The sequence below is a fragment of the Thermobifida sp. genome (genome assembly GCF_017577275.1).
GTDB classification, from domain to species: Bacteria; Actinomycetota; Actinomycetes; order Streptosporangiales; family Streptosporangiaceae; genus Thermobifida; species Thermobifida fusca.
This window is the reverse complement of the sequence record NZ_PITY01000023.1, coordinates 97,588-117,124: the sequence shown is the minus strand read 5'-3', so window position 1 is coordinate 117,124 and position 19,537 is coordinate 97,588. Positions and strand designations below refer to the sequence as shown.

The 19,537-nt window shown below is 70.4% G+C and carries 14 protein-coding genes; 8 read left to right on the top strand and 6 right to left on the bottom strand.

The genetic code is table 11. The annotated features are described in order from the left end of the window. Positions 1–58: 58 nt before the first annotated feature. Genes CW348_RS11605 through CW348_RS11595 form a run of 3 tightly spaced genes read left to right on the top strand, consistent with a single transcriptional unit; the run spans position 59 to position 6,536 of the window. Positions 59–1,342, top strand: a complete 1,284-nt coding sequence (locus CW348_RS11605; protein WP_016189156.1) for a glycosyltransferase family 4 protein — start codon at positions 59–61, stop codon at positions 1,340–1,342. After that, positions 1,339–5,550, top strand: a complete 4,212-nt coding sequence (locus tag CW348_RS11600) for an alpha-(1->3)-arabinofuranosyltransferase (RefSeq protein ID WP_061783928.1) — start codon at positions 1,339–1,341, stop codon at positions 5,548–5,550. The genes CW348_RS11605 and CW348_RS11600 overlap by 4 nt, the downstream gene beginning before the upstream one ends. Beyond that, a complete protein-coding gene (locus tag CW348_RS11595; protein ID WP_104612798.1) occupies positions 5,547–6,536 on the top strand; it encodes a DUF3068 domain-containing protein in 990 nt (329 codons plus the stop codon). Before CW348_RS11600 ends, CW348_RS11595 begins: the two co-directional genes overlap by 4 nt. A gap of 52 nt (positions 6,537–6,588) precedes the next feature. Here CW348_RS11595 and CW348_RS11590 read toward each other — a convergent pair whose 3' ends face one another. Next, positions 6,589–7,329, bottom strand: coding sequence for a class I SAM-dependent methyltransferase (locus CW348_RS11590; RefSeq protein ID WP_011292888.1), 741 nt, complete (start codon positions 7,327–7,329; stop codon positions 6,589–6,591). Then, a complete protein-coding gene (locus tag CW348_RS11585; protein ID WP_107491010.1) occupies positions 7,326–8,081 on the bottom strand; it encodes a class I SAM-dependent methyltransferase in 756 nt (251 codons plus the stop codon). Before CW348_RS11585 ends, CW348_RS11590 begins: the two co-directional genes overlap by 4 nt. A gap of 111 nt (positions 8,082–8,192) precedes the next feature. Between CW348_RS11585 and CW348_RS11580 the strand changes: the two genes are divergently transcribed. Then, a complete protein-coding gene (locus tag CW348_RS11580; RefSeq protein ID WP_227480923.1) occupies positions 8,193–10,130 on the top strand; it encodes a hypothetical protein in 1,938 nt (645 codons plus the stop codon). Positions 10,131–10,222: 92 nt separating this feature from the next. On the opposite strand, the gene CW348_RS11575 is transcribed toward CW348_RS11580, so the two are convergent. From CW348_RS11575 to CW348_RS11560, 4 genes are read right to left on the bottom strand one after another with little or no spacing between them, the layout of a single operon-like run. Continuing rightward, on the bottom strand, positions 10,223–10,990 hold the full coding sequence (locus CW348_RS11575; RefSeq protein ID WP_038044072.1) for a decaprenylphospho-beta-D-erythro-pentofuranosid-2-ulose 2-reductase: 768 nt from the start codon (positions 10,988–10,990) through the stop codon (positions 10,223–10,225). A gap of 17 nt (positions 10,991–11,007) precedes the next feature. Beyond that, positions 11,008–12,366: an FAD-binding oxidoreductase gene (locus CW348_RS11570; protein WP_011292884.1), complete on the bottom strand. Its 1,359-nt coding sequence runs from the start codon at positions 12,364–12,366 to the stop codon at positions 11,008–11,010. Between the two features lie 26 nt (positions 12,367–12,392). After that, positions 12,393–13,277 carry a decaprenyl-phosphate phosphoribosyltransferase gene (locus CW348_RS11565; RefSeq protein ID WP_011292883.1) on the bottom strand — a complete coding sequence of 295 codons (885 nt, stop codon included), beginning with the start codon at positions 13,275–13,277 and terminating at the stop codon, positions 12,393–12,395. 58 nt (positions 13,278–13,335) lie between these two features. After that, positions 13,336–14,271: a DUF3068 domain-containing protein gene (locus CW348_RS11560; protein WP_011292882.1), complete on the bottom strand. Its 936-nt coding sequence runs from the start codon at positions 14,269–14,271 to the stop codon at positions 13,336–13,338. Between the two features lie 138 nt (positions 14,272–14,409). Between CW348_RS11560 and CW348_RS11555 the strand changes: the two genes are divergently transcribed. From CW348_RS11555 to CW348_RS11540, 4 genes are all read left to right on the top strand, one after another. Then, positions 14,410–15,684: an acyltransferase gene (locus tag CW348_RS11555; RefSeq protein WP_011292881.1), complete on the top strand. Its 1,275-nt coding sequence runs from the start codon at positions 14,410–14,412 to the stop codon at positions 15,682–15,684. A 9-nt stretch (positions 15,685–15,693) separates the two neighbouring features. Continuing rightward, the gene (locus CW348_RS11550; protein WP_016189148.1) at positions 15,694–16,137 is read left to right on the top strand and encodes a (deoxy)nucleoside triphosphate pyrophosphohydrolase; all 444 of its coding nucleotides are present in this window, start codon (positions 15,694–15,696) and stop codon (positions 16,135–16,137) included. A 127-nt stretch (positions 16,138–16,264) separates the two neighbouring features. Further along, the gene (typA, locus tag CW348_RS11545) at positions 16,265–18,151 is read left to right on the top strand and encodes a translational GTPase TypA (RefSeq protein ID WP_104612800.1); all 1,887 of its coding nucleotides are present in this window, start codon (positions 16,265–16,267) and stop codon (positions 18,149–18,151) included. Between the two features lie 193 nt (positions 18,152–18,344). Further along, a complete protein-coding gene (locus CW348_RS11540; RefSeq protein ID WP_104612801.1) occupies positions 18,345–19,526 on the top strand; it encodes an FAD-dependent monooxygenase in 1,182 nt (393 codons plus the stop codon). Positions 19,527–19,537 lie beyond the last annotated feature (11 nt).

Sequence of the window (19,537 nt, the reverse complement as noted above, 5' to 3'; positions counted from 1 at the left end):
TTCCGTGTCGACTGTCTGGGTTTCCCCTGGTCACCGCTCGCGGAAAGTAGAAGAGCACGTGGTCTCCCAACACACCCCCTCCACCGGTCTCCACCCCACCCACCACCCTCACCGGGCCGCACCCGCGGCAACAGCCAACGATCGGACCTCCTCGGTACCGGACGAGAGCCTGGACGCGGCACCCCGCCTCGACGGCGTCCGCATCGCCATGATCAACTGGCGCGACCCGTGGCAGAGCGTCGCCGGAGGCGCAGAGACCTACGCCTGGCAGATCAGCCGCTACCTCGTCCGCTGCGGGGCCGAAGTAGTATTCGTGACCAGCCGGGAACGCGGTCAAGCCCGCGCCGAGACCCGCGACGGCATCGCCATCCGGCGGATGGGCGGCCCCTGGACCGTCTACCTCCGGGTGATGCTGTGGCTCTTGGTGCGGCGACGCCGGTTCCACGCGGCCTTCGACTGCATGAACGGCATCCCCTTCTTCTCCCGAATCGTCCTGCCCCGCCGCACCCGCGTCATCAGCATCGTGCACCACGTCCACGACCTGCAGTTCAACGCCTACTTCAGCCCGCCGCTCGCCCGGCTAGGCCGGTTCATCGAAAGCTGGGTCGCCAGCCGCGTCTACGCTTCCTGCCCCACCGTGACCGTTTCCGAGTCCTCCCGCCGCGCCATGCGCGACAAACTCGGGTGGCGCGCCCCCATCACCATCGTGCACAACGGCGGCCCCGCCCGCGCGCAGCTCCCGCCCACCCCGCCCCGCACCGACCTCGGCTCCCCCGCGATCGTCTTCCTCGGCCGCCTCGTCGTCCAGAAACGCGTCACCCGCGTCGTCGACGCGGTCGCCGAACTCCGGTCCCGCTACCCCGGCCTGCGCGCCCACATCGTGGGACGCGGCCCCGAAAGCGTGCCGCTGCGGGAACGCATCGACCACCACGGCCTCCACGACGTCGTCCACTTGCACGGCTTCCTGCCCGAAGCGGAAAAGAACGCGGTCCTCGCCGGAGCCACCCTGCACGTCACCCCCTCAGAATTCGAAGGCTGGGGGCTCACCGTGATCGAAGCCGCCGCGCACGGCGTGCCCACGGTCGCCTACGACGTGGACGGGCTCCGCGACTCGGTGCGGCACGGAGAAACCGGCTGGCTGGTCCGCGACGGGGAAACCCTTACCGACGTGGTCGAACGCGCCCTCCGCGAACTCGCCGACCCGGTGCGCGCCGCCGAGATCCGCCAAGCCTGCCGAGACTGGGCCGCGCAATTCACCTGGGAACGCAGCGGCTGCGCCATGGCCCACCTGCTCGCCGCAGAACTCCACCGCACCCCGGAAAGGCGAGGTCTGCTCCGTTGACCCCGTCCGCCGCTGACCGTGACGAGACCATAGTCCGCAGGCTCACCCTGCTCGCCGGGTGCCTGCTCCTCAGCGCCCTCGCGTTCAGTCTCGACCCCACACGGATCGTCGGCGACACCAAACTCGACCTCACCATCAACCCGCTGGGCTTCCTGTACCGGGCCCTGTACCTGTGGGACCCGGCGTACTTCGGGCAGCTCCAGAACCAGGCCTACGGCTACCTGTTCCCCAACGGCCCCTTCCACGCCGTGCTCATCAGCGCCGGCATGCCCGAATGGGTGGTCCAGCGGCTGTGGATGGCAGCCCTGCTGTGCGCGGCGTTCACCGGCACCGTCGCCGTAGCCCGCGCCCTGCGCATCGGCTCGCTGCCGACCCAGGTCCTCGCGGGGGTCGCGTTCGCGCTGTCCCCCCGCGTCCTCACCCTGCTGTCGTACAACTCCGCGGAACTCCAGCCGACCCTGCTGCTGCCGTGGGTGCTGCTGCCCCTCATCCACGGGACCCGGCCCGGCGCAGACCCGCGGCGCGCGGCCCTGCTGTCCGCCGCAGCATTCCTGCTGTGCGGCGGCACCAACGCCGCCTCCGAACTGGCCGTCCTGACCGTCCCCCTGCTCTACCTGGCTACCCGCGCCCGCCAGCGGCGCACGTGGACCCTGCTCGGCTGGTGGCTGGCCGCTATCGGCCTCGCCTCCTTCTGGTGGCTGGTCCCGCTGCTGATCATGGGCGGCTACGTGTTCTCGTTCATGCCCTTCACCGAGAACGCCGCCACCACCACCAGCGTCACCTCGCTCCTCAACACGGTGCGCGGGGCCTCCCACTGGCTGGGGTACATCTTCGGTCCCTCCGCGCTCCCCGCCGGCAGCGAAATAGCCACCAAGCCCTGGCTCGTGCTCACCACCACCCTGGTCGCCGGGCTGGGCCTGGCCGGAGCAGTGCACCGGAACAACCCGGAACGGCTGTTCCTCGGCGCGAGCGCGCTCGCCGGGATTACCCTTATCACCGCCGGGTACACCGGAGACTTGGGCGGCCTGTTCGGCCCCACCGTGCAGCACCTGCTCGACGGGGTACTCAGCCCGTTCCGCAACATCCACAAGTTCGACGTCCTGATCCGCCTTCCTGTCGTCCTCGGCCTCGCGCACCTCCCCGTCGCCGTCGCCCACCGCCTCCCCGCCCGCGGCCCGCTCCAGCGTCCCGAAGCCCCGCAGCGCCTGGCCGCGGGCGCGTGCGCGCTGACCGTCCTCGCCACGCTGACCCCGTTCGCCACCGTCGGCGGAGCCACCCGCGGCTCCTTCACCGAAATCCCCGGCTACTGGTACGAGGCGACCGCGTGGCTCGACGCGCACAGCGGCGGCCGGATGACCATGGCGGTCCCCGGTTCGGCGCGCGGCGAATACCTCTGGGGCCGCCCCATGGACGAGCCCATGCAGCCGCTCATGGACACCCCGTGGACCAACCAGCAGATCATCCCCTGGGGCTCAGCGGGGGTGTCCCGGCTCACCCACGCCGTCGACCAGCGGCTCTCCACCGGGCAAGGGTCTGCGGGCCTCGCCCAGGTCCTCGCCCGCATGGGAGTGCGCTACCTGCTCGTCCGCAACGACCTGCAGCGCGAAGGGAACAACGGCGGCTGGCCCGCCCGAGTCCACCAGGCGCTCGCCGACTCGCCAGGCATCGAACACGTGCGCTCCTTTGGCCCTGTCATCGGCAGCCTCGACGCGCTGCCCGCCGCGCACTGGTACGACCAGCCCTACCGGGCGCTCGACATCTACGAAGTCACCGACACCGCCCCGCTGGCCAGCACGGTCCCCGCCGATACGGCGCTGCGCGTCATCGGCGGGCCCGAAACCCTGCTGGCCATGGCGGACACCGGGCTGCTCACTGACGACCGCCCCGTGATCGTCGGCGACGACCCGGGAGCCGAGCAGATCGCCGCCGCCGACACCGTCGTCTCCGACACCCTGCGCCGTGTCGAAGTCGTCTACCCCGATGTGCGGCGCAACACCTCAGCCGCCCTCACCGCCACCGAAGAATTCGACCGCGACATGCCCGCTCCCGACGTCGTCGACCCCGCCTGGGAGCCCTACACCGCCGTCATCCGCTACGAAGGGATCGCCGCGGTCACCGCCTCCTCCGCCGAATCCCGCGCCTCTGCTTTCCCCAGCCGGCGTGACCCGGGCCGGACCCCGTACGCGGCACTCGACCAGTCCTCCGCCACCTCGTGGCGGTCCAGCAGTATCGAAGGTGCGGTCGGGGAATGGCTGGAAGTGACGTTCACCGAACCCCGCGACGTGACCGGCACCACCATCACCTTCGAACGGCTCCCGGACACCCCGCCCCCCGCCACGGTCACCGTCACCACCGACCACGGCAGCGCCCAAACCGACATCGACCCTTTCCACCTCACCCAGGAACTCGTAGTCCCCGAAGGGAAGACCAGCAGGATGCGGATCCGCGTCGACGAGCTCGCCTGGGAGCCTGGATACCGGGCCGGCACCCGGGTCGGCATTGTCTCGCTCGCCATCCCCGGGCTCCGCGCCGACCGCATTCTCACCGTGCCCGGCGTCGTCGACGCCGACACCCTGCTGTTCACGGGGGCAGCGGGCGCCGCCCCCGGCTGCTTCCACGGGTCACGGGTGTGGACTTGCCATCCCAGCCTGGAAATCCAGGGCGAGGACGCCTACCGCCTCGACCGGAGTGTCACGCTTTCCGCTGAGGCCGCGGCCAAAGACCACGTCATCACCGGGCAGGTCACCGTGGTCGACCTGGAACGGATTGAGAAGAACGCCAACCGCGCGGGCGGCTACCCGAAAGTCACCGCGTCGTCCACCTCGGTTGACCACCCTGCCGCGCTGGGCCGGAACGCGTTCGACGGCGACGACGCCACTGTCTGGTACCCCTCCCCGGACGACAACCGCCCCTCCCTGCACATCGACTTCGGCACGACTGTGACCCTCTCCGAGCTGACCGTGGAGTTCCCCCGCGGCGACACCGTCACCCGGCCCATCGGCGTGGTACTGGACACCGGCACCACCGTCCGTGAAGGACTCCTCGACGCCTACGGGCACTTCACGTTCGCGAAACTGCGTGCCAAAGAGCTGCGGATCGTCTTCGACCCGCCCGCAGACCAGCCACTGGAGATCGCGGAAATCGTCCTCCCCGGCGTCGCCCCGTCCCGCTCGGTCCCCGACGACACGGACGCCACCACCGGATGCGGTCAAGGACCGACCGTGACCGTCAACGGTACGCCGGTGGAGACCCGGATCAGCCGCGGAACCGTGCGCGACCAGCTGGCCGGACGGCCCGTCGAGTTCACGAGCTGCACCACCGTGCCCCTCACCGCAGGAGCCAACCGGATCACCCTGCCGCCCACTGAGCGGTACCGCGTGGACTCGGTCATCGTCCGCGATGCAGAACAGGCCGCCCAAGAAGACGCTGCCCCGGTCCGCGCCGCGGCCGTAGACGTCGAAGCGTGGGGCCGCAGCGAACGCCGGGTCACCGTGGACACCGACGTCGACTCCTACCTCGTCGTCACCGAGAACTTCAACGACGGGTGGACGGCACGGCTCGCCGATACCGGAACTGAGCTCACCCCGGTGCGCGTCGACGGGTGGAAGCAGGCGTGGCTGCTGCCCGCAGGAACCTCCGGGGAGATCGTCCTCTCCTATGCCCCAGACACCCTCTACCACGCGGCTCTCGCCGTCGGCGCTGTCCTGGTCGCGGTACTCCTCGTCATGCTGCTGCTCCTGCCCCGCACGGCAGCAGCCCAGCGCTGGGCAGCCCTCCCCGCAGCAGGGACGACCCGCCTCCCCCTGCCCGTCGTGGGCGTCATCGCTGTCCTTGCCGGGATCGTGAGTTCCGGGTGGGCGGGCTGCGCCGTCGCCCTGGCCGGACTCTTCACCGCCTCCGCCCTGGAGCGGCGCGGACAGCGGGTCTCCCCCAGCTGGGTGGTCGCCGGTTCACTTGCCGCAGCCGGGCTCTGCGCCGCGAGCGGCAGCGCGCTCGCCGCCCACCTGCCACTGCACGAGGCCACGGCCGTGCTCGCGGAACCGCTCCGCGGCTGGGTCGCGCAACTGCTGTGCCTGCCCGCACTGGTGAGCATCGTCCTCGCCCTGCCGTCCACCCCGCGCCGCCGCCCCTCTCCCGCGGCAGCCCAGCATGCCCCCTCCCGCGCCGCGGCCCGCCCACAGCCCGACAACGCGGAGGAAGCACCGTGACCCGAGCAGAGGACACGGCGGAACCGCAGCCGGTCGACCAGACCGGGGAGGAGCGGCAGCCCACCGTACGGCGGAGGCCGCCGCGCGGCGCGGGACTGCTGACGACGATGCTGGGCGCGTTCTGTCTCACCGCTGCCCTGCTCCTCCCGCTGGTCGTCGCCCCCCGGCTCGCCCTGCTGCCCGCCGAATTCCACTACACGTGGACCCTTCTCGACCCCCACGCCACCTACTTGGACACTGCGCACTGGCAGACCCGGGAGAACGTGGAGGTCAAACAGACCGTCAGCACGCGGGGCACCCCGGTGCCGGGCGCACCGGGCCTGGTCGCGGTGGCGACAACCATCGACACCCATGGCCCGCTAGGAGCGATCGGCTTCCTCGAATACCAGCGCGTCGTTGACCGGGCCAGCGGACGGATCGTGGACTGCTGCGGCACCAGCGGTGCTGGCAGCGGGGCGCGGACCGGGCTCTGGCCGCCCGGCACGGCCGAGGCAGCGTTCGCCTTCCACGACCCGGAGACGCACGCGGCACCCGTGATGCGCCTCGACGGGATCGAGGACCGGGACGGGCTCACTGTCCACCGCTACCGGCAGGAGATCCCGCCAACCCGGGTCCCCGGATCGGTCCGCGACGTGCCCGCCGCAGCACTCGGCCTGGACCGCAAAGGCACGGTGCGCGCCGAACGCTGGGTAGAGGCCGTCCGCGTCTACTGGGTGGAGCCGTCCAGCGGCCAAGTCATCGACCTGGCCGAACAGCGGCGTGAAACACTCCGCGCCCTCGACAGCGACCACGAGCGGCTGCTGCTCGACGCGGACCTCGAAGCGGTCCCCAGCCAGGTCGGCCGGGCCCGCCACCTCGCCGACACCCAGGTGCGTCTGCTGCGGGCCGTGCAGGAATGGGGGCCGCTCGTCCTCGGCGTCTGCGGCGCGGTGCTCGTCGCATCCGGGATGCTGCTGGCCCGGCGCGCAGCCCGGGCTACCTCCTGACGCAGCACTCCCACGGCACGTCGGCAGCCGACACGCTCCTGATGCGGGCCTACTAGCGGCGACGCAGCACCAGCAGCAGGTTCCAGGTGAGGAACTCGCGGAGCACCGGGATCCGCACCACCGGATACGCCCACCACGGCAGGTAGCGGGGCAGGATCGCCACCACCGAGGCGTGCGGGGTCCGCCGCGCCCAGCGGATCATCTCCGCGGCCGAGACCGCAAACAAGGTGGAGCCGAAGTCGTTCTTCGGGCGGCGACCGTGACGGCGGGTGAACCGGCGGGCCGCGTAGTGGCCGCCGAAGTAGTGCCACGGCGACGTCTCATGCCCGCCCCACGGGGAGAGCCACAGCGTGTACGACAGGTAGATGATCCCGCCCGGCCGGGTGACCCGCACCATCTCATCAGCCATGCGGATCGGGTCGGGGACATGCTCCAGCACGTTGGAGGAGAAGCACACGTCCACCGAACCGGTGCGCAACGGCAAGTCGAGGGCACTGCCCAGGACCGCGTTCTTCGGCAGGACCCCGTCCCGCAGCCGCATCTCACCCGCGTCAGCGTCCACACACAGGCAGCGCGCCCCCGCCTCGCGGAGCGCGTCCGCGAAATAGCCGGGACCGCCGCCCACATCGGCGACGATCGCACCGTCCAACTCGGTGTACTGCTGCAACTGCGCCACCGTGTCCCGGGCCAGAGTGCCGTAGAAGAAGTCCGGGTCGGTCTGCTCTTTGCGGAACGCCGCGAACAGCCGCACCGACCGGCCCACCGTGGCGCGGAAGGGGACGGGAGAGGTCACAGGGCGGCCCCCGGATCCTTGCGGGCGTAGTAGCGCATGTGGACCCAGTGGGTGCCGTGGTCGTCGCCCGCGTACTCTTCGGCGGAGACCACCCGGACGCCGTGGGAGGCGAGCAGCTCCCGCATCTGCTCCGGCGGCATCGTGTGCATGCGCATCGGCGCGGGATATCCGAGCAGGACGCGCTGGATGAACCGGATCACGCGGTGCGGTGCATACCGGAACACCAGCCCTTTCACGGTGCGGCGCTCGGTGGCGGGCATCCCCGCCACTAAGGCCCCGCCAGGCCGCAGCACCCGGGCGAACTCCGCGAGGTACCCGCGGGCCAGGGGCGGCGGCAGGTGCTGCAGCACCAGGTCGGTGTAGACCAGGTCGAAGGAGGCGTCAGGGAAGATCTTCAGGTCGGGGGCGTCGTTGAGGAGGAAGTCGATCCGGCCGCCGCTGCGGTCCAGTCGGCGGGCCTCCGCCAGCATGGGCGCGGAGATGTCCACCCCCACTACCCGGTCGAAGTAGGCGGCCAGGGCGTTGGACAAGCGTCCCGCCCCGCAGCCGAAATCCAGTGCCCGCTCCCGGCCGTGCGCGATCCCGAGCTCGGCCAGCCGCGCCATCGCGGCGTCGATCTCGGCCCGGCCCGAGGCGAGGAACTCGTCATCGTCCCATCCGCCGTGCCGTTTGGCGGGGTCGACGCAGACCGCCCACAGGGGAGCGGCGGCCCCCAGCGTCGTCCAGTCCTTCCGGATCTCGTCGAGACTCACGAACACTCCTGACAGCCGCCACGGTGCGGCGGACGGCAACAGTTCACGTTTTTTCCGCGTTCCGGGTACGACCATGGACCCCGCGGGGTGAGCTACGCAATAGTGGGCAATGTGCCTCATTCTGTCACTTCCGCTGATGGCGGCGTCAACCCCGACAGCCGTCTGACTACCTCCCCGGCGACCGCACCGTCGGAGCGAGAAGTCCCGCAGAAGAGCCACCGTGTCGTGCTCGCCGGTGCCGCACTCATCGCCCTCACCCTGGGCCTGCGCGCCTGGGTTCTGCGGCACGCCTACTTCATCGAAGACGACTTCCTGTTCGTGGCCGACGCGGCAGCCTCCCCGCTGACCTTCGACTACCTGACCAGCCTGCACAAAGGCCACTTCATGCCCGGGGCGAAGCTACTGGTCGCCGTGCTGACTGCCCTGTCCCCCTACAACTGGACGCTGGCTGCGGGCACCATGCTCGCCCTGCACGGCGCCGCCGCAGCGGCGACCTTCCGGCTGCTCGGCGAAGTCTGGGGATGGCGCTGGGCGATTCTCGCACCGTTGGCCGTCGCGGTGTGCGCGCCCCTCACCGTGCCTGTCCTGGCCTGGTGGTCAGCAGCGCTCAACGCGATCCCGTTCCAGCTGGCGACAGCGCTCGCCCTGCTGTGGACGGTGCGCTACCTGCGCCACGGACGCGAGCGGGACGCGTGGCTGGCCGCGGCCGCGGTCGTGGGCGGTATGGCGTTCTCCGTCAAAGCCCTGCTGCTGCCGCTGCTGCTCTTCGCCGTGGCGGTCGCGTTCCACACCCCCGGACCGTTGACGTGGGCGCCGTCAGCCGCCCTGCGCGCCCGCCCCAGGTTCTGGACCGGTATGGGCGCCCTGTTCCTCGGCTACCTGGTGGTCTACATGAGTCGTCCCGCTGATGCGGAGGGTGCTGGGGTGCCGGCGCTGAAGGCGGCGCTCGGACAGGCGCGGCGGCTCCTCTTGGAGACCTTCCCCGTCGGGGCCGTGGGCGGTCCGTTCTCGTGGGGGCCGGTCACCCCGGCAGGCGGCCTGCTCCAACCGCATCCGGCCCTCGTCGCGGCAGCGTGGACGGTGCTGGCGGCGATGGTGGGGGTGAGCCTGCTGCACCGCCCCCGATGGGCGTGGCGTGCCTGGGCGCTGCTCGTCGGCTACCTGGTGTGCGTGGACCTTGTCCCCACGCTGGTGGCGCGTGGACGCTACCACGAGCTCGTCGGCTACGACCCCCGCTACGTGGCCGATGCTGCTCTCGTGTTCGCGTTCTGCGTGGCCTGGGCGTTCCTCGCCCCCCGCTGGGAGGAGTCCGCTGCGCAGCGCCCGGTTCGGCAGCGGATCCGCCTGCCCAGACGGCTGCTCCGCGGCACAGCAGCGGGGGCCACGGCCGGGTTCGTCGCTGCGGCTTCCGTGTCCACCGCGGCCTACGCGGACACCCTGTCGGGGGACCGGGTCCACTGGTACCTGGACACGGTGCGCGCTTCCCTGGCCGCGATCCCCGAAGAAGCGGGAGTGTTCCCCCGTCCGGTTCCCGAAGACATCGTGCTGCCGTGGAACGGGCATCGCCGGTTCAGCTCGTTCCTGCTCAGCCCGCTCGCCGGCGACGACGCCGAGCGGATCGCCGACCCCCAGCCCGCGGCCCTGCCCATGGTGCTCAACGACGCGGGTTTCCTCGTGGTCGCCGAGCCCGCACCGGACAGCGTCTTCCTCGGCCCGCCTGACGACGGGGAATGCGTGGAGACGCTCGACGGCCAGGTACTTCACCAGGTCTCCACCTTCGGCCACCCCGGCCACGTGCTGGGCCTCAGCTACGTCTCCGACCGGGATGCCGAAACCACGGTGGGGCTCGACACGGTCACCCAGACCACGGTCCTGCCTGCTGCCCCCTACGGGGGATCCTGGTATGTGCCGCTGACCGGGAAAGGGCAGACCCTGGTGATCAAGGTGCCCGATGAGGTCTGCCTGACCTGGGTCACGTTCGGCGAACTCGTCCCGTCGGTGGAAGGCAACCCCTGGGAGCAGGAAGACCTGGAAGAGAAAACTGAATAGGGCAGTGCCCGCTCAGGAAAGCACCGGGGAGCAGCCGCGTACCGGCGGGGTGCAGGACCGTGCACAGCCCGGGCAGGCACCGGGAAGCGCGGTCAACGAGGCAACCGGCGCCACACGGGACGGGGCAGCAGCCTGAAGACCAGCGCCAGCACGCCGAGGGCGCGGGGAACCCACACGGTCCGCGTGCCGCGGCGGAGCGCCGCAGCGACCGTGTCCGCGACCTGCTGCGGAGTGGTGGCCAGCGGCGCTTCAGGCACGTGCGCGGACATGCGGGTGCGCACATATCCGGGACGGACCACCAAGACCCGGGCGCCGCTCTCGGCGAGCAGGTCGCCCAACGCGTGGGCAAAACCGTCGAGGCCTGCCTTGGCCGCTCCGTAGACGAGGTTGGCGCGCCGCACTCGCACCCCCGCCACGGACGACAGCACCACCAGGGTTCCGTGGCCCTGTTCGCGGAGCCGGGCCGCAACCGCCAACCCGGCCGACACATGACCGGTCAGGTTCACTGTCACGTTCTCGGCTGCCGCCACGGGGTCGCCGACGAGGCGCGACTGGTCGCCGAGCACCCCGAACGCGGCGACCACCACGTCGAGGTCGCCGACGAGACGCACCGCCTCCGCAACGGTTGCGGCATGGTCGGCGGGCGTGGCCGCGTCGAAGTCGACGACGTGCACGTCGGCAGCGCCCTGAGCTCGGAGGCGGGCGGCCGCCTCCGCCAGCGGCGCCTGCCGTCCCGGCCGGGCCGCCAGCACGATCCGGCGGGCGCCGTCGCGGACCAGCCGTTCCACGATGGCCAGCCCGATCTCGCTGCGTCCGCCGAGCAGCAGCACCGATTCCACGGCACGTGCTGTCCGACGCATCTCGCTCCGTCCTCCTGTCACAGTTCTAAACGGCGGGCCAGGTCCGAGACCAGCACCCGCTCGGGGTCCACCCGGTCCCGCACCCGGTGCCACCGGGGAAGCTCCGGGTACATGGCGTGCACGGTTGCCGCTGCGGCCCGGCTGTCCTTGGCCAGGTAGAGGCGGCCTCCCGCGGCGAGCACCCATTCGTCGAAGCGGGTGAGCAGCGGGAGGAGTCCAGGAAGGTCGGCGGGCAGGTCCACCGCTAGTGTCCACCCGGGCTGGGGGAAGGACAGCGGAGCGGGAGTGCCGGGGCCGAAGCGTTTCAGGACCGCGAGGAACGAGGGGGCCTGGTGCTTCGCCAGGTGCTCGACGATCCGCCGCAGCGTCTCCTCCTGCCCGAACGGCACGGTGAACTGGTACTGCACCAGGCCGCGGGACCCGTACAGCCGGTTCCAGTCGCGGAGCGCGTCCAACGGGTAGAAGAACGCGGTGACCTCCTGGAGCTCGTCCCGGCGGCGGCGCGGCGCTGCCGCATAGTAGGCCGTGTTGAAGGCCCGTACGGTGGTCGGCGTCAGTAGGCGGGAGGGCACGCCGCGCGGCACCCGGATCCCCTGCCGGGGCCGGTAGCGCAACGGGTCGCGGCGGGCCGCGGGAGGCAGGTCGGCGACGTGGGCGTGGTGGGCGCGGGTGAGCACGCCGCGCCCCAGAAAGCGGCCGCGCGCCAGCAGGTCCAGCCAGCACACCGAGTAGCGGTAGTCGTCGTCGCGCTCGGTCATTGCCGCTAGGGCCGCCTCCAGGTCAGGGATGCGGTCGGTGTCCACTCGCATCCGCGAGGTCGTCACGGGAAGCACGGTGAACGTGGCTTCGGTGATCACCCCGGTCAACCCCATGCCGCCGACGGTCGCCCAGAACAGGTCCGGGTCCCGGTCGGGGCCGAGGCGGCGGACCGCGCCGTCGGGGGTGACGAGGGTGAGGGCGCGCAGGTGTGCGCCGAACGACGAGTCGACGTGGTGGTTCTTGCCGTGGACGTCGGCGGCGATCGCTCCCCCCACGGTGACCTGCCGGGTGCCGGGGGTCACCGGGAGGAAGAAGCCGCGGGGCAGCAGGTGGCGCAGCAACGTGTCCAGGCTGGTGCCTGCCGAGGCAGTGACCGTGCCCGCAGCCGCGTCCACCCGGAAGCCCGGGGTGAGGTCGGCGCAGTCCACTACGGTGCCGTCCGCGTTCTGCGCGGCATCACCGTAGGAGCGGCCCAGACCGCGGGCGACCGCGCCGCGTCCGCGGGCGGCGGAGCGGAGCACAGCGGCGAGTTCGTCTGTGGTGCGGGGGCGCACCACGGTGGCGACGGTGGGGCGCAGGAGTCCCCAGCCGGTGAGCGGTGTGCGGTGGCGGTGCACCGGTCCTCCCTGCCGTCGAATCAGGCTCAGCCCACGTGGACGCCGAGCAGGACGAGGGCCCCGAGAGCGGCGAGGCACAGCTGCAGTGGGCGGTCACGCAGCACCAGTTCCTCCGGCTCCTCTCCGATGCCGCGGTCCACGAGCGCGTGGAGCCGGAATACCGCCATGACCAGGGGAACGATACTCGCTACGGTCAGCACCTGGGCGAGGCCGGTGGGAGTGGTCCACGCCCACAGGAAGTAGGTGGCGACCATGGCGCTCGCGGTCGCGATCCGCAGCCGGGTGAGGAAACCGGTCGTGTAGTACGCGAGGGTGGCGCGGGTGCGTCTGGAAGCGGGGGTGCGGAGCTCCGCTTCCCGTTTCCCCGCCACGACGAGAAGCGCCCCCAGGGAGACGACGGCGAGGAACCAGCCGGTGATGGGGACACCGGTGGTGGCCCCTCCGGCGAGGGCGCGCAGCACGTGGCAGCCCGCGACTGCGGCGATGTCGCAGAGTGGAAGGTGTTTCAGCCCGTAGGTGTAGCTCACCGACAGCGCAAGGTAGCCGACGAGGACCAGGGCAAGGCGGGGCTTGGCGGCGGCCAGCGCGACCAGCGGGGCGGAGCCGATGAGGAGCGCGCCGAGGACCGCGGCCAGGGGGACGGGGACCAGGCCGGAAGCGATGGGACGGTGCCGTTTGCGGGCATGGGCCCGGTCGGCTTCCGCATCAGCGATGTCGTTGAGCAGGTAGGTGCCGCTCGCCGCCGCACAGAACAGGAGGAAGGCCAGCAGGGTGTCGGCCGCGGCTGCCGCAGAGTCCAGTGCCCCGGCGAGCGCGGGTGCCGCTGCGACGAGGAGGTTCTTGATCCACTGCCGAGGACGGGCCACGAGCAGGACGCCCCAGGCCACGGCGCGTGGCCCGGGACGTCGCAACGGGGGAGTCCCGCGTTCCGGGTGCGGGCGGAACGCGGGGCCGCTCGTCGACAGCACGTCAAGCGCGGGCGTGGGCAGGGGTTCTGGTGCGGGACAGGGAGAGCGCCAGACCGATCACGAGGACCACGGCGCCCACTGCGAGCAGCACGATCGGCAGGGTGGTGCGGATGAGGATGATCTTGTCGCCGTCGGCGGCAGCCGCGACCCGTTCAGCAACGGTCTCGTCGGTGAAGTCCATCGTGGCGTCGAACATGACGAGCCGTTCCTCACCGTCGACGACTGCGACACGGCGCTGCTCCTCACGGAGGTCGAGCGGGGAGCCGGTGATCGGGTCGACCCAGTAGGTGCGGGTATTGGAGTAGACGATGTCGGCGGTGACGTCGCCTTCCCCGTCGAGGCCGAGCAGGCTGCGGGGCAGCTCGCGGGTTTCGACCACGGTCGGTTCGACCTCTTGGACGAACTTGTAGGCCTCCACACCGGGGTGGCCGTCTACCTCTTCGACTCCTTCGAACCTGATGGGCAGGGCTTCGCGGACGGTGGAGTCGAAGAATTCGTAGTCGCGCTGTTCGACGAGGAACGGCCACTTGAATGCCTGGCCGCTCTGCGGGACGGATTCCTCGTTGACCGAGGAACCACAGCAGTCCACCGCTTCGCCGGTGACCCGGTCGTGCGCGGTGTGCCGAGTGGTGGAGAGGAAGGCGAAGTCGCGGTCGACGTCTTTCACCCAGCGGAACTCGTCCCAGACGACGATGTCGTCGTCGCTGGCGCGCACGTCCGCCTTGAGGGTGGTGTGCGCTTCGACGGTCGCCCCCTCGATCACCTTCATCTCTTCGACGTTGAAGTAGGTCGCGTCTTCGCTGCGGTTGACCGTCTGCGCGTAATAGTCCAACGGAGTCTTCATGAATGCGCTGGCCACCCAATAGCGCAGCAGGGGGGCAAGCACAAGGCAGAAGACCCCGAAGGCGACGCCCACGGTGGCCACGGTACGACGCATGGCTCCTCCTGACGGGGCCTGGGGGTTTGGGGAGGGTTTGATGAAGTTTTGGGTATCGTATGGACTCTTAGTGATATGAGTCACCCCTATGTGACCGAATTTTTGTAATCCGATTCTGTTTCTGGTTGGGAGAGAAACGTGACCACAGCCCTCTCCCGTTCGGCCAACACAGCACTTCCTCAGGTCAGCGGGCACCAGCCCGCTCTTGAAGGCATGCGGGCGCTCGCGGCGCTTCTGGTGTTGCTCTTCCACGTCGCTATGGAGACGGGGGATGCGCTCGCCCCAGGGGTAGGCGGCGCACTCCTCGCCGGAGGCGATATGGCGGTGCCGCTGTTCTTCGCGCTTTCCGGGCTGCTGCTCTACCGGCCCTGGGCCAACGCGGCGATCGACGGCGAACCCGGCCCGTCAGTCCGCAGCTACCTGCGGCGGCGGGCAGCGCGGATCCTTCCCGCCTACTGGCTGGTCGCTGTGGTGGCCCTCCTGCTGTGGTCACGCGAACACTTAGGGACACCGCGTGCCTGGCTGGAAATCCTGACCTTGACGTTCATCTACGACCCTGCTCCGTGGTGGACCGGCACTGGGCCGCGCGGGCTAGGCCAGATGTGGAGCCTGTGCGTCGAAGTCGCTTTCTACGTGCTGCTTCCCCTGCTGGCCGTGGGACTGGCGATGTTGGCCGCACGCGGAAGCGATCCGGAAGGGCGGGCTCGGATCCTGCTCACCGGGGTTGCCGTGCTTCCCGTGCTCAGCCTGGCCGCGCTCGTCATCCAGTTCTTCCCGGAACCGCGCCTCCACCTGCACGCCTGGCCCCCACGTGCCCTCGGCTTGTTCGCTGTCGGTATGGCGCTTGCGGTCCTGGCCCGGTGGGCGTGGTGGGAGCGTGACGCGGCCGGACCGGTACGCCGGTTCTGCCAGACGCTCGCAGCCTCTCCTGGACTGTGCTGGAGTGTTGCCGCAGCCGCCTACCTGCTGGGATGCACTCCGCTGACTGGCGACCGGTTCCGCGGAGCGGAGGACTTCTGGGCGGGGGTGGCCGAACTCCTGGTCACCATGGTTTTCGCGTTCTTTCTGATCGCCCCGCTCGCGCTGCTTCCCCAAGAGCCGACTGCCCGACCCTCCTGGTTGCGCACCTTCCTGGAGCATCGGACCATGCGCTTCCTGGGCCGGGTCTCCTACGGCATCTTCCTGTGGCAGTTCGTTGTGCTCTACCTGTGGCGCGACGTGACGAACCAGGAAGCATTCACCGGTTTCTTCCCGCTCGACCTCGTCCCCGTGGCCGCGGGCACCATCCTGCTCGCGGCCGCCACCTACTACTGGGTGGAGCAGCCGATCATGGCCCGTGTCACGCGCCGACCCGACGCGTCCGCTACCCCGGAACCGGCTGACGCGGACCGCGCTACTGCCCCGCAACGGTAGGGTCAGCCCATGGCAGACGGAGAAGTCCTCATCGTTGTCGGCGCCGCGATCATCCGGGACGGCGCAGTCCTCGCCGCGCAACGTGCAGAACCCGAGAGCATGCGGGGCGGATGGGAGTTCCCCGGCGGCAAGGTTGACCCCGGTGAGAGCGAGGAAGAGGCGCTGATCCGCGAGTGCCGGGAAGAACTGGATGTCGACGTCCGGCCGTTGGAACGGCTGCCCCGCGAAGTCGACTTTCCTACACGCCCCGGCAGCCCTCGCGCGGTCCTGCGCCTGTGGACCGCAGAACTCCTTCGCGGCGAACCCCGCCTCGTGGAGCACCTGGCGCTGCGCTGGCTGACCCCGGAGACCCTCGACGACGTGGACTGGCTGCCCACCGACGCACCGTTCCTCGACGATGTCCGGAACGTTTTGGCGCCGCACAGCGTCTCCAGCTCCCTGCTCGACAAGTGACCAAAGAGCGCACCCCGTGTGACCAGCCCGTCATCACGGCAGGGGGTGAGCGGCGCATAAAATGGCGGGAGGCCGCGGAAGTCGCGGTGCCCCCTCTGTTTTCCCACAACACGATCGAGACTTTCGCATGCCTACCGCCACCACCGTCCACAACACGGCCCGCCGCACCGACCTGCGCAACATCGCCATCGTCGCGCACGTCGACCACGGCAAAACCACCCTCGTGGACGCCATGCTCTGGCAGTCCGGGGCGTTCCGCGCCAACCAGGACGTCGACGAGCGGGTCATGGACTCCGGTGATCTGGAACGCGAGAAGGGCATCACCATCCTCGCCAAGAACACCGCGGTCCGCTACACCACGCCCGCCGGCGAGAACATCGTCATCAACATCGTCGACACCCCTGGCCACGCCGACTTCGGCGGGGAAGTGGAGCGCGGGCTGTCCATGGTGGACGGTGTGCTGCTGCTTGTCGACGCCAGCGAAGGGCCTCTCCCGCAGACGCGGTTCGTGCTGCGCAAAGCCCTGGCTGCCCAGCTCCCGGTGATCCTCGTCATCAACAAGGTGGACCGCCCGGACAGCCGGATCGCCGAGGTGGTGGACGACACCTACGAGCTCTTCCTCGACCTGGACGCCACCGAGGAGCAGATCGACTTCCCCATCGTCTACGCGTGCGCCCGCGAAGGCCGGGCCTCCCTCACCCGCCCCGCCGACGGCAGCCTCCCCGACAGCGACACTCTGGAACCGCTGTTCACCACCATCCTCGACACGATTCCCGCCCCCGCCTACACCCCGGGCGCACCCCTCCAAGCCCACGTCACGAACCTGGACGCGTCCCCGTTCCTGGGCCGGCTCGCCCTGTGCCGCGTCCACCAGGGAGAGATCCGCAAAGGCCAGCAGGTCGCCTGGATCCGCACCGACGGCAGCATCGAGCACGTCAAAGTCACCGAACTGTTCCTGACCGAGGCGTTGGACCGCAAGCCCGCGGAGAAAGCCGGGCCTGGCGACATCATTGCGATCGCCGGTATCCCCGACATCATGATCGGGGAGACCCTGGCCGACCCGGCGGATCCCCGGCCGCTGCCGCCGATCACCGTGGACGAGCCAGCGATCTCCATGACGATCGGCACGAACACGTCGCCGCTCGTGGGCCGGGTCAAAGGCGCGAAGGTCACCGCCCGCCTCGTCAAAGAACGTCTCGACCGGGAACTCGTCGGCAACGTCAGCCTGCGCGTCCTGCCCACCGACCGGCCTGACACGTGGGAGGTGCAGGGGCGCGGGGAGCTGGCGCTGGCCATCCTCGTCGAGCAGATGCGCCGTGAAGGCTACGAGCTGACCGTGGGCAAACCGCAGGTCGTCACCAAGGTCATCGACGGCCAGGTCCACGAGCCTGTGGAGCGCCTCACCGTGGACATCCCCGAGGAGTACCTGGGCGCCGTCACCCAGCTCCTCAACATCCGCAAGGGCCGCATGGAGACCATGACCAACCATGGCACCGGATGGGTCCGCATGGACTGGACGGTGCCGTCGCGCGGCCTCATCGGCTTCCGCACCGAGTTCCTCACCGAGACGCGCGGCACCGGTATCGCCCACCACGTCTTCGACGGTTATGCGCCGTGGTTCGGCGAGCTCCGCACGCGCGCCACTGGATCGCTGGTCGCCGACCGCAGCGGCAAAGCCACCGCCTATGCCATGTTCGGCCTGCAGGAGCGAGGCACGCTTTTCGTGGAGCCGGGCACCGAGGTCTACGAGGGCATGGTGGTCGGCGAGAACTCCCGTGCCGACGACATCGACGTCAACATCACCAAGGAGCGCAAGGTCAGCAACGTGCGCTCCTCCACCGCCGAGGAGCTCGAACGCCTCTCCCCGCCGCGCAAGCTCTCCTTGGAGGAGGCGTTGGAGTTCTGCCGCGAGGACGAATGCGTGGAGGTCACCCCGGAGGCGGTCCGCATCCGCAAAGTCATCCTCGACCAGAAGGAGCGGGCCCGCATCCTGGCCTACCGCAAGCGCCGCTGAGCGCGGCTGCAGACGCCCTAGCTGCGGGGAAGGCGGCAGCCCGTGCGGCACAGAAGAAAACCAGCAAACGTCGCATTCCCTTGACCGCATGGTTTTCTCGCGTTTCCAACCGTAATCTGAGGGGCACACGACGCCTTCCCGGTTTCCGGTGCTCGAGCGGCGATGTCCGTCGGGCGAACGATAAGGACCTTCCATGGCGCAGCCTCACGCGGTCATCATCGGTGGCGGTGTCGGCGGGCTCACCGCCGCGGTCGCCCTCCACGACAGGGGATGGGCTGTCACCGTCTGCGAACCGTCCACATCTCCAGGAGCCGTCGACACCGGCCTGGGGATCCTCCCCAACGGGCTACGCGTACTGCGCGCCCTCGGCGTCGGTGAAGCCTTCCACGCGGCCGCAGCCTGGCCGCCTACGGTGGAACTGCGCCGCGCCGACGGCCGTGTCCTGCTGCGCCTGGAACAGGAGCGGTTGACCCGCAGGTACGGGGCAGCGGTCGCTGTGGTCAGCCGCTCCGCCCTGCTCCGACTCCTCGCCGCCCGGCTGCCGGCCGGGGCGATCCACGTGGGTGTGACGGTGACCGAGCTCCGCGTGGGGGACATCCACCAGCGGGCCCATGTTCGCACCACGGCGGGCGACCTGGCCGCAGACCTCGTTGTCGCGGCCGACGGTGTCCACTCCAGGATGCGCGCCCTGCTGTTCCCCCGCCACCCGGAACCGACGTATGCGGGCTTCACGACGTGGCGGTTCCTCACCCCCGCCCCGGTGCACGCCGTCCCGGCAGGGGAGACGTGGGGCAGCGGCGCGTCCTTCGGGGTGCTGCCCCTGCCCGACGGCCGGGCCTACTGCTATGCCACGGCCACCGCACCCGCGGGTCAGCGGTCCGCCGACGAGCGGGCCGAACTCTTGCGGCTGTTCGGCTCCTGGCACGACCCCATTCCCGCACTGGTCCGCGCTGTCCCCGCCCAGGCAGTGGTCCGCGCAGACGCCTGGGTGGCCGACGATCCGCTGCCTGCCTACCACAGCGGCCGGGTGGCGCTGGTCGGGGACGCCGCCCACGCCGCCCCGCCCAACCTGGACCTGGGCGTCTGCCTGGCCATGGAGGACGCTGTCGTACTCGCCCACCGCGCTAGCGGCTCCGCCGCCTACCTGCCGACCGCGTTGACCTCCTACACCGACGACCGGATCCAACGGACCAGCCGGGTCGTGCAGCGGGTCGCGCAGTTCGCGGAGATGGCCCGGACCGCCTCCCCAGCCCTGGTCCGGTTCCGCGATGCCGGGATCAGAGCGGTGGGCGCGTTCGCCGCCCACCAGGTGGCGCAGCGCTACCTGGACTCCCTGGTGGAGTGGGAGCCGCCGCGACAGAGTGCGCTGCTCTGACCGCACACGCC

Excerpts from the sequence above, each read along its gene's own strand:
- CW348_RS11575 (WP_038044072.1), bottom strand. The coding sequence starts at position 10,990 with ATGCGTCGGACAGCACGTGCCGTGGAATCGGTGCTGCTGCTCGGCGGA.
- CW348_RS11550 (WP_016189148.1), top strand. The coding sequence starts at position 15,694 with ATGGCAGACGGAGAAGTCCTCATCGTTGTCGGCGCCGCGATCATCCGG.
- CW348_RS11560 (WP_011292882.1), bottom strand. The coding sequence starts at position 14,271 with ATGCGTCGTACCGTGGCCACCGTGGGCGTCGCCTTCGGGGTCTTCTGC.
- typA (WP_104612800.1), top strand. The coding sequence starts at position 16,265 with ATGCCTACCGCCACCACCGTCCACAACACGGCCCGCCGCACCGACCTG.
- CW348_RS11540 (WP_104612801.1), top strand. The coding sequence starts at position 18,345 with ATGGCGCAGCCTCACGCGGTCATCATCGGTGGCGGTGTCGGCGGGCTC.